Origin of the sequence: Bartonella sp. CM86QHHN (assembly GCF_042194695.1) — a bacterium.
Classification (GTDB): domain Bacteria; phylum Pseudomonadota; class Alphaproteobacteria; order Rhizobiales; family Rhizobiaceae; genus Bartonella.
The window spans coordinates 224,629-234,423 of the sequence record NZ_JBHIND010000060.1 but is presented as its reverse complement, the minus strand read 5'-3'; the positions used below and the strand labels follow the sequence as shown (position 1 = coordinate 234,423).

General features: G+C 37.9%; 8 protein-coding genes and 1 tRNA gene. 4 read left to right on the top strand and 5 right to left on the bottom strand.

Going from position 1 to position 9,795, the window contains the following annotated elements; all coding sequences use genetic code 11:
- Window positions 1-171 precede the first annotated feature (171 nt).
- The 3 genes from rpsA to aroA all read right to left on the bottom strand — a co-directional run bounded on the left by rpsA (window position 172) and on the right by aroA (window position 3,976).
- Window positions 172-1,872 carry a 30S ribosomal protein S1 gene (gene rpsA / locus ACFIKX_RS06835; RefSeq protein ID WP_026500132.1) on the bottom strand — a complete coding sequence of 567 codons (1,701 nt, stop codon included), beginning with the start codon at window positions 1,870-1,872 and terminating at the stop codon, window positions 172-174.
- Between the two features lie 131 nt (window positions 1,873-2,003).
- A complete protein-coding gene (cmk, locus tag ACFIKX_RS06830) occupies window positions 2,004-2,651 on the bottom strand; it encodes a (d)CMP kinase (protein ID WP_375611402.1) in 648 nt (215 codons plus the stop codon).
- Complete coding sequence (aroA, locus tag ACFIKX_RS06825; protein WP_375628471.1) at window positions 2,648-3,976, bottom strand: 3-phosphoshikimate 1-carboxyvinyltransferase; 1,329 nt, start codon at window positions 3,974-3,976, stop codon at window positions 2,648-2,650. The genes cmk and aroA overlap by 4 nt, the downstream gene beginning before the upstream one ends.
- 187 nt (window positions 3,977-4,163) lie before the next feature.
- On the opposite strand from aroA, the gene ACFIKX_RS06820 reads away from it, so the two are divergent.
- On the top strand, window positions 4,164-4,544 hold the full coding sequence (locus tag ACFIKX_RS06820) for a TIGR02300 family protein (protein WP_375611400.1): 381 nt from the start codon (window positions 4,164-4,166) through the stop codon (window positions 4,542-4,544).
- 117 nt (window positions 4,545-4,661) lie between these two features.
- Window positions 4,662-4,737, top strand: a tRNA-Ala gene (locus ACFIKX_RS06815).
- A gap of 1,620 nt (window positions 4,738-6,357) precedes the next feature.
- On the opposite strand, the gene ACFIKX_RS06810 is transcribed toward ACFIKX_RS06815, so the two are convergent.
- Window positions 6,358-6,945 carry a hypothetical protein gene (locus ACFIKX_RS06810; protein ID WP_375628474.1) on the bottom strand — a complete coding sequence of 196 codons (588 nt, stop codon included), beginning with the start codon at window positions 6,943-6,945 and terminating at the stop codon, window positions 6,358-6,360.
- A 111-nt stretch (window positions 6,946-7,056) separates the two neighbouring features.
- Window positions 7,057-8,238, bottom strand: a complete 1,182-nt coding sequence (locus tag ACFIKX_RS06805) for a DNA recombination protein RmuC (protein WP_375628476.1) — start codon at window positions 8,236-8,238, stop codon at window positions 7,057-7,059.
- 90 nt (window positions 8,239-8,328) lie between these two features.
- On the opposite strand from ACFIKX_RS06805, the gene def reads away from it, so the two are divergent.
- Both def and fmt read left to right on the top strand, forming a co-directional pair.
- Entirely contained in the window at window positions 8,329-8,865 is a 537-nt protein-coding gene (gene def, locus ACFIKX_RS06800; protein ID WP_375628478.1) for a peptide deformylase, read from the top strand.
- Window positions 8,865-9,794, top strand: coding sequence for a methionyl-tRNA formyltransferase (fmt, locus tag ACFIKX_RS06795; RefSeq protein ID WP_375620855.1), 930 nt, complete (start codon window positions 8,865-8,867; stop codon window positions 9,792-9,794). Before def ends, fmt begins: the two co-directional genes overlap by 1 nt.
- The last annotated feature ends 1 nt before the right edge of the window (window position 9,795 follow it).

Here is a 9,795-nt window from a genome sequence, read left to right as displayed (position 1 = left end):
TCTGAATAGTGAACCGTTGTTAGACAAAAAACAAACTTTTTGTTTTTATTTGCAAGCATTTATAATTTTTGTTTCAATAATTTAAAAATAAGCAGACAATTTTTTTATAAAATAAAAAGGTCACTCCTAATGAGTGACCTTAATAATAAAACCAACTTTAATGATTGATGATTAATCTTGTTCTTGTTTTTTCAAAGCTGCACCCAGAATATCACCAAGAGAAGCACCTGAATCTGTAGAACCATATTGTGCAACAGCTTCTTTTTCCTCTGCAATTTCTAAAGCTTTAATCGATACTGAAATTTTACGTGTTTTTTTATCAAATGCTGTGATGCGAGCATCAACCTTTTGCCCAATTGCGAAACGCTCAGGACGTTGCTCATCACGATCACGCGCAAGATCAGCACGCCGAATGGTTGTCTCAAGGTTGTGGTCAATCAATTTCACACCAATGTCATTGTCGTTAACAGCAATCACTTCGCATGTTACAACTGCACCTTTTCGCAATTCGCCAGAAGCAGCTGCTTCTCCAACTTTATCGCTGGAAAGCTGCTTAATTCCAAGAGAAATTCGCTCTTTTTCAATGTCAACATCAAGGACCACAGCCTTAACGATATCGCCTTTATTATAAGTATCAATAACTTGTTCACCAGGACGGTTCCAATCAAGATCAGACAAATGAACCATACCGTCAACATCGCCTTCAAGCCCAATAAACAGACCAAATTCTGTTTTATTTTTAACCTCTCCTTCAATTTGCGAATTGACAGGAAATTTATTGGCAAAAGCTTCCCATGGATTTTCAAATGTTTGTTTTAAGCCAAGAGAAATACGCCGTTTAGAAGGATCAATCTCAAGAACAACCACTTCTACTTCTTGTGATGTAGACAGAATTTTTCCAGGATGAACATTTTTCTTTGTCCAGCTCATTTCAGAAACATGGATCAGCCCTTCGATTCCTGGTTCAATTTCAACAAAACCACCGTAATCAGTAATGTTGGTAACAGCACCCGTAATTTTTTTACCAATCGGATACCGGACACTGATGCTTTCCCAAGGATCACTTTCAAGCTGTTTCATTCCAAGAGAAATACGGTGCGTATCTTGATTAATGCGAATAATCTGCACTTTAATCGTTTGGCCAATTGTGAGCACTTCAGATGGGTGATTAACACGCCGCCATGCCATATCTGTAACGTGCAAGAGACCATCAATCCCACCAAGATCAACAAAGGCACCATAATCTGTAATATTTTTCACCACACCTTCAACGATTTGATTTTCTTCAAGATTTTGTACGATTTCTGAACGTTGCTCAGCGCGACTTTCTTCTAAAACAGTGCGGCGTGAGACCACAATATTGCCACGACGACGATCCATCTTCAAAATTTCAAAGGACTGTGAATTATGCATGAGGGGTGAAACATCACGAATGGGACGAATATCAACTTGGCTGCGAGGCAAGAAAGCAACGGCACCATCAAGATCAACTGTAAAACCACCTTTTACTTGGCTAAAGATCACTCCATCAACGCGTGCACCAGCATTGAATTTTTCCTCCAAACGGACCCAACTTTCTTCGCGCCGTGCTTTTTCACGCGATAAAACAGCTTCACCCATCGCATTTTCAATGCGTTCAATGTAAACCTCAACTTCATCGCCAACTTGCAAAGAACCATCTTTTGCTTTAGCTCCAAATTCTTTGAGAGGAATACGTCCTTCGACTTTAAGACCAGCATCAATAATGGCCATGTCTTTTTCGATTGCAATAACACGACCTTTAACAACAGATCCTTCATTAAGATCATTAGTTTGAAAAGATTCTGTTAAAAGGGCTTCAAAATCCGCTGTTGTGGGATTGTATTGTGACATAAGAACTCCTAATATATACCTTGTATTATAAGGTATGAGCGCTAGGTTAGTGTTAACATGAGTAACTCCCTAGCCTTTTCCTTGAATAAAGGAAAAAAGTTAGCGCTAGGCTGGAAGTTACCTTAACGAATTTATCCAATTATATGCATTTTTATGATTGGATCAACAAAACTGCATGCAATTTCAAATGTTGCTTCTATACTCAATTCTGACGTATCAAGCAAGTGGGCGTTTTTTGCTGGTTTTAGTGGACTTTGTTTGCGCGTTATATCGCGACTGTCGCGCTGTTCAAGTTGAGCTAGGATTTCATGATAATTTGCTTGAACACCTTTTTTTAAAATCTCTTGGTAGCGGCGTTTGGCGCGTGTTTGAACATTGGCTAGAATATAAAACTTGATATCGGCATCAGGACAAACAATCGTTCCGATATCACGCCCATCAAGCACACAGCCGGGCAAAACTTTAGCAAAGTTGCGTTGTTTTTCGACAAGAATTTTGCGTACAGCAGGGTTAATTGCTATTTTTGAAGCCGCTTCACCAAGTTCATGAGAAGAAAGAAGAGAAGGATTTAAGGTATTAAAATCAAGTTCTTTAGCATAAATAATAGCATTTTTTTCATCATTAAGAGCTAAATTTTGTTGTAAAAGCGTATGAGCAACACTACGATAAGTAAGACCAGTATCGAGATGACGAAGGCGATAATGTGCAGCAATTTTGCGTGCTAAGGTTCCTTTGCCTGAGGCAGCAGGTCCATCAATGGCGATAACAAAAGGCTTCAAGCGATTTTTCCCCCAAGTTGTTTTATAAAAGGAATAAATTCTGGAAAGCTCGTAGCGATCATTCGTTTATCATCAATGGTAACAGGTTTTTCTGATATAAGCCCAAAAATGAGAAAACACATAGCAATTCGATGATCAAGATGTGTGGCAACATACCCACCCCCCAAACCTTTGGCAGAACCTTTTCCATAAACAATAAGAAAATCTTGACCTTCTTCACAGTCTACGCAATTAATTTTTAATCCTTGAGCAACAGCAGACAATCGATCCGATTCTTTTACACGCAATTCTTCAATTCCTAGCATCACTGTTTTGCCTTCTGCAAAGGCTGCTGCTACTGCCAAAGCAGGATATTCATCTATCATCGATGGAGCACGTTCTTTGGGCACCGTAACGCCTCTAAGGACCGATGATTTTATCCGTAGATCAGCAACATCCTCTCCACCTGTTTGACGTCGGTTCAAAAATTCAATTTGAGCACCCATTTCCCACAATGTTTCGATAAGTCCTATTCGAGAGTTATTTATCAAAACATTTTCAATGGTGATATCAGAGTCTTCTATAAGAAGGGCTGCGATAATTGGAAAAGCAGCAGAAGAAGGATCACCCGGAATATGAATCGTTTGTCCAGTAAGATGGGGTTGACCATTAAGATGAATCAAACGCGCACCTTCGTTATCTTTTTCTATTTCAAGTTGCGCACCGAATGCTTTTAACATTTTTTCCGTATGATCTCGTGTCAGAACTGGTTCAATAACAGTTGTAGTGCCGGCGGTATTGAGTCCAGCAAGCAGGATTGCTGATTTAATTTGGGAGGAAGCTATTGGAACACGGTAACGAATCGGATTAGCCATTTTCGGACCATAAAGCGTTAAAGGAAGGTGATCGTCGCGCGTTGCCTCAATTTCAACCCCCATGAGACGCAGTGGATCAAGGATACGTCCCATTGGACGTTTAGAGAGAGAAGCATCACCAATAAAGGTTGTTTTCATATGATACGGACCAACCATTCCCATAACCAAACGAGCACCTGTTCCAGCGTTTCCAAAGTCTAAAGGTTTTTGTGCAGCTAAAAGGCAACCATTCCCTGTTCCTCGTATGATCCAGAAGTCTTCTTTTTTAATAATACAGGCACCCATAGCTTGCATAGCAGCAGCTGTATTGAGTACATCAGCGCTTTCAAGTAATCCATGAATATATGTCTCACCACTTGCTAATCCTCCCAATATAAGAGAGCGATGAGAGATTGATTTATCTCCTGGTATTTGAATTTTTCCAGAGAGACTACTTGATTTATAGGTGGTTATAGGGATTGCTTTTTGCATGGAAATTCTATTTAATTCTATCTAACTTTTATGAAATTGTGCATCCTTTAGCACATGCTTTAAAAGACGTCATGAAAAAATCACTGTGGAACAGTGTATTTATCTTTGACAAAGGTATTATTTTTCGATTAAGCACCATAAAATTTATCTTTTAATGGAATAATAGTTAATCAAAGAGGCACGGTTTATGGCAAAACAAGAACTTGGAACTAAACGTGTTGATCCAGAAACAGGAAAAAAATTTTACGATCTAAATCGCGATCCTATTGTGTCGCCCTATACAGGAATTTCTTATCCGCGTTCTTACTTTGAAGTTGCAGCAGCTGAAGCAAATAATGAGGAAGAAGTTGATACTGAAGAGCTTGATACAGCACTTGAAAAATCTGCTTTTATGCTTCTTGAAGATGATGATGTGGATTCTAAAGATGACGATCTTCCTGATTTAGAAGATAGTGATGTAGATCTTGGTGATGATGATGATACATTTTTGTCTCATGATGGTGACGATGAAGATGATGACGTTACTGATATTCTCGGAGGCGGTGTTTCTAATGATGACGATGCTTAAAAGAAGTAAAAGAGGACATCTTTTCCATTGAATGTAAATTCTTCTTGATCTTCAATTTTGATCGTTCTAGAAAAGCTGGAATTGTATACTGTCTTTTTGGGACAATTTGTTTTTATAGGGGCTATAGCTCAGCTGGGAGAGCGCTTGCATGGCATGCAAGAGGTCAGCGGTTCGATCCCGCTTAGCTCCACCAAAAGGACCAACTGTTCTATCAAGGGAATCAATTATAATAAAAGATGTGTGCATGTAATAAAAGATGTGTGCATCAATTTAAAAGGTTTATGTGCTATTTAATTATCATTCCAATAGCGCCTGTTCCTTGCATCTTAATGATATTATAATACATTTTTAATCATTTGTTGGATTATAAAATTTACTGTCGCAACCGTGAAAGTAGATAATTTTTTTATGCTTTGCAAAGAAATAGAAAATGAGCTGTTTAACTTACGCCTTGTCTTAAAGGATAAAATTTGAATTTCCTTTACCACAATATTTCCACAAATATCATAATATGTTGGTTACCGGTATCTTTTTAAAAGATATGAAGTACTTAAACAAAGAGTAGAGAATAAAATATTAAAATATACTTTTCAATTATTGCAAAACAGAACTTTTTTCGAGTATTTTTAGCCTGATCAGATGTTCTGCCAATTAAAAATTATCCACCTTGAGTAGCGTATACCTGCTCAATACTAAGGTATATTAACACTTAAATAATATATTGAATCAATTAATTTTTTTCCTTGCACGTCATAAACAAGGTCGAGGTGTAAGAGCAAAGTGGTGCTATCATTATATGTGCTAATTCCCAATGTTACGGATAATTCTTACATTTGAGAATGTATGTTCATAAAAAAACATTTTTAGTCTTTTCTTTCACAGTTTTTATCCACATACCCATTGTGCTTGTTATGTGCAAGCCAATGGTTTTATTGATTCAACCTCAAGAGATCTGAAACGATAAAACCCTACGCCATTCGAGATTCTTACTTTAATATGAATAACGATATATTATCTTTATAAATCAATATGCTTAAACCATTTAAGAAAAAGAATAAAAATGCTTCTCATAAATATTCTCAAATGCAAAAGCTATCACAACATTGGAGACTGACTTGTTACTTCATAGGCGTTACAAATCTTTCTCTGAATATTCCCTACCCTGAATATTCATTGTGTGTAAAGTTGCATATACCTTATCATCCTATAAACGGGAGTGTTTTTACAATACAATAAGATAACTTCTTTCAATTAAGATGAACTGGATGGACGACTATGTTTTATTTCATACAATACTAAATACACTTAGTTTTTTTGAAGACTGTAGCGCCCTCTTTATACAAAACAACGTTTTTTCGTTTAATGCATTTCTCGTTTTTTTATATTGAATATTTTACCCTTTTTATGAGGCCCGAATTGCATTTGTTTTAATTGCTATTTTATACGCTTAACAAAGAAAATATTCATATAATAATCAGCCAGTAATACGCATAATGAAAATAAAAAATGATATTATATTTTAAAATTTTTCTTCAATAATCTCTGGCACTTAGCCCAATGCGAAATGCCAGCGCTAAATAGAAGATAGTTTCTATTATAAATTTTTTTAACAAAGGAGGTAAAAATGTCGAGAGTATCTTCAAATATATTGTGTATTGCAAAAACTTTCTGTTGCTTGAGTTTATTCTAAAAAATAACAATTTATTTCATTGAACGATCGGAAAACGACACTATTTTATCATATCATGCGGAATTTTGCTTTCGAATAATTTTATCCCATCAATTCCCTGATTGAGATTTTCAAAAATCTTCCCTAATGCCATCCACATCTCTTTAATTGCTGTTCATAGAGCTTCGATATTCTCGCCATGCGCTGTGCTACCTGTGAAAGTGCAACAGTGACATGCCCGCCACTACGCGCATAAGCACCATGTCCCATATGATAATTTAAATAAAGGCTATATGCATCATCAAACCTCACCCCATTGCGTTGAACACTTTGGCTATGATACCAAGCAACAAAATCAGCAGCATCTGCGAAATTCGTACGCCATGCAAAAGACTTTCCTGTAGAGCGAAGATACATTGCCCATGTACTATCAAGCGCTTGAGCATAACCATAAGCTGTCGACCGACGCTTCCATGGGATAAAACCAAGTAGTTTTTTGCGTGGAGGACGTGCATTGTGACGAAAGCTCGATTCCATCTTAATGGTTGCAAGAATAATAGGCATAGGAATTCCATAGCGCATTTCCGCTCTTTGAGACACCTTACCCCAATTGTCAAAAAAACCATTTTTTTGTGCTAAAATAGCGCAAGCATTGTTTGTGTGAGTGGGAGTGGTTGTTGCACAGCCCCCTAGCAAAAACACCAGTGCCCCTAAAAACAAAAGGTGTCGCATATTCCTATTCCTCTCGTTTAAGAAATAAAACAAGATAGAGATACTAAAAAATGATTACCAATCAATAAAGAACATGATCTAACTTGTAATATTTAAGAAGCTTGCTTTGCTTTATTCCTCATCAGCAAAACGCAATGTTTGCGACTGAGCCAATGTTGTCATTTTTGTTGGTTCAGAGTAATTTTCTTTTAATTCGACAGTTTCAATGCGATTTGCCCGTTTCATAATTTTGGAAGATGATATTAAAATTCCCTCTATATCTTCACCTGCTTTGTAAAAGTGCTTCTGTAGTGCGCGAACACGCGTATCCATTCGTCCAAAATCTTCCATCAATTTTGCTACTTCTGATTGAATTAAATGCGCTTGTTCACGCATCCGCGCATCTTTCATAATGGTTTGTACCACTTGGACAGAGAGCATCAACAAAGATGGTGAAACAATAATCACATGGGCTCTATTGGATTTTTGTACCAATGCCTCAAAGTCCTCATAAATTGTTGCGAAAATCGATTCAGATGGCACAAAAAGGAAAGCAGTATCATGGGTTTCTCCAGGAATCAAATATTTTTGTGCAATATCACGAATATGAACTTCCATATCGGTACGAAATTGGCGTTCTGCCTCTTGACGCTCTTGCGCTGATTCTGCCTTACGCATAGCATTCCAAGCTTCCAGAGGAAATTTAGCATCAACAACAAGAGAAGGAGCTTTATTGGGCATATGAATGAGACAATCTGGGCGCTTTCCATTAGAAAGAACAGCCTGAAATGCATAGGCATTTGTTGGTAAGGCATCGGCAATAATTGCTTCCATCCGCCCTTGACCGAAAGTACCACGCGTCTGCTTATTGCTTAAAATGGACTGCAACTGAACAACTTGTCCCGTAAGCGATTGAATATTATTTTGTGCTGCATCAATCACTGCTAAACGCTCTTGCAAACGATTCAAATTTTCATAAGTGGATTTGGTCTGTACCTGAAGTGTTTGGCCTAAGCTTGTTGTCATCCCATTGAGTTGCTCACTGAGTGATTTATTCAATTCAGCCTGCCGTTGACCAAAAATTTCCGCCATCGTTTGCATTCGTCCTTGCATTTCAGCTTGTGTTTTCAGCAAGGTAGCCATCTGCATTTGTGCCTCACGTGCGCGTTCAGCAATTTCATTTTCCAAAAATGCTTTTTTTCGATAAGAATGTATCAACATAAAAAATGCCAAACAGACAAGTATAAATAAAAGCAAAAGCATTAGTTTAGAAAAAAAATCACCAGCAAGTATGGAAAAAAACGAATCAAACATAAATTGTAATATAACGCTCTTATTGTAAAAAAACGCAAGAATCCGTTATTCAATATTGACCAATAACAAACCATTGATTAATCTCTACTTATGCCAATGAGATCTTTAGTTACTTTACCTGATCCGATTTTACGGGAAGTGTCCAAACCTGTTGAGCAGGTCGATTCAGCTCTCCAAAAACTTGCGGATGACATGTTGGAAACCATGTATAATGCTAAAGGCGTTGGTCTTGCTGCTATTCAAATTGGTATACCGCTACGTATGTTGGTTATAGATGTCTCTGGAAATTCTGAAGATGAGCAGAAAAAACCACTTGTTATTATCAACCCTGAAATTTTATGGCTTTCAGATGAGCGTAATATTTACAAAGAAGGTTGTCTTTCTATTCCTGATTATTTTGCAGAGGTTGAACGTCCTAAACGCCTTCGTGTTCGCTATCAGAACCGTGAAAGAAAACAAACAGAAATTGAAGCAGACGATCTCTTAGCAACTTGCTTGCAGCATGAAATTGATCATTTAGATGGGCGCCTTTTTATTGATTACATTTCAAAGATCAAACGCGATATGGTGATACGAAAATTTAAAAAACGCGCAAAAGAAAAAAACATGCAGGAAGCAGTTTTGTAATGGCTTTACGATTAAGTTTTATGGGAACACCAGATTTTTCTGTTCCTATTTTACATGCTTTATTGGATGCAGGTCATGATGTTGTTGCTGTTTATAGTCAACCCCCTCGTCCAGCAGGACGTCGAGGACTTAAATTAATCCCCTCCGCTGTTCACACCGTAGCAAAAGAAAAATCCATTCCTGTCTTCACGCCTCAAACACTCAAAACAATCGAACAACAGGAGCAATTTGCAGCACTTTCTGTTGATGCTGCTATTGTGGTGGCTTATGGACTCCTTTTACCCAAAGCTATTCTCGAAACGCCACGTTTTGGTTGTTTTAATGCCCACGCTTCACTCTTACCACGTTGGCGTGGTGCTGCGCCTATTCAACGAGCAATTATGGCTGGTGATAAAGAAACAGGTATCATGATCATGAAAATGGATGAAGGACTTGATACGGGGCCTATCGCTCTTTCTCGCTCCATCCCCATTACTGATAACACCACCACTGCTGAGCTTTCAAACAGACTTTCACATATTGGCGCAGAACTTATGGTAGAGACTTTATCCACTCTTGAAAAAGGACAACTTAAACTGACCCCACAATCAGAAGAAGGCATCACCTATGCCGCCAAAATTAGAAAAGAAGAGACCCGCATAGATTGGACAAAACCTGCAGAGTTTATTCATAGGCATATTCGCGCGCTCTCTCCCTCTCCTAGTTGCTGGTGCAATATGAATATCGGTGGACGAGAAGAACGTGTAAAAATTCTTGATAGTCGTTTAACAACAGGTCCTTCTCTTGAAATTGGACGGATAGAACCAGATTCTTTGATTATCCATTGTGGGCAAGGACGGATAGAAATAACCTCTCTCCAAAGATCTGGCGGTAAAATTCTTGAGTGCGCAACCTTTTTGCGAGGTGCTCATATTTCTGCTGTTTTTTAAG

Bases quoted from the DNA above. Each gene is read 5' to 3' on its own strand.
- def (WP_375628478.1), top strand. From the start codon at position 8,329: ATGCCAATGAGATCTTTAGTTACTTTACCTGATCCGATTTTACGGGAA.
- ACFIKX_RS06810 (WP_375628474.1), bottom strand. From the start codon at position 6,945: ATGCGACACCTTTTGTTTTTAGGGGCACTGGTGTTTTTGCTAGGGGGC.
- ACFIKX_RS06805 (WP_375628476.1), bottom strand. From the start codon at position 8,238: ATGTTTGATTCGTTTTTTTCCATACTTGCTGGTGATTTTTTTTCTAAA.
- rpsA (WP_026500132.1), bottom strand. From the start codon at position 1,872: ATGTCACAATACAATCCCACAACAGCGGATTTTGAAGCCCTTTTAACA.
- aroA (WP_375628471.1), bottom strand. From the start codon at position 3,976: ATGCAAAAAGCAATCCCTATAACCACCTATAAATCAAGTAGTCTCTCT.
- fmt (WP_375620855.1), top strand. From the start codon at position 8,865: ATGGCTTTACGATTAAGTTTTATGGGAACACCAGATTTTTCTGTTCCT.
- ACFIKX_RS06820 (WP_375611400.1), top strand. From the start codon at position 4,164: ATGGCAAAACAAGAACTTGGAACTAAACGTGTTGATCCAGAAACAGGA.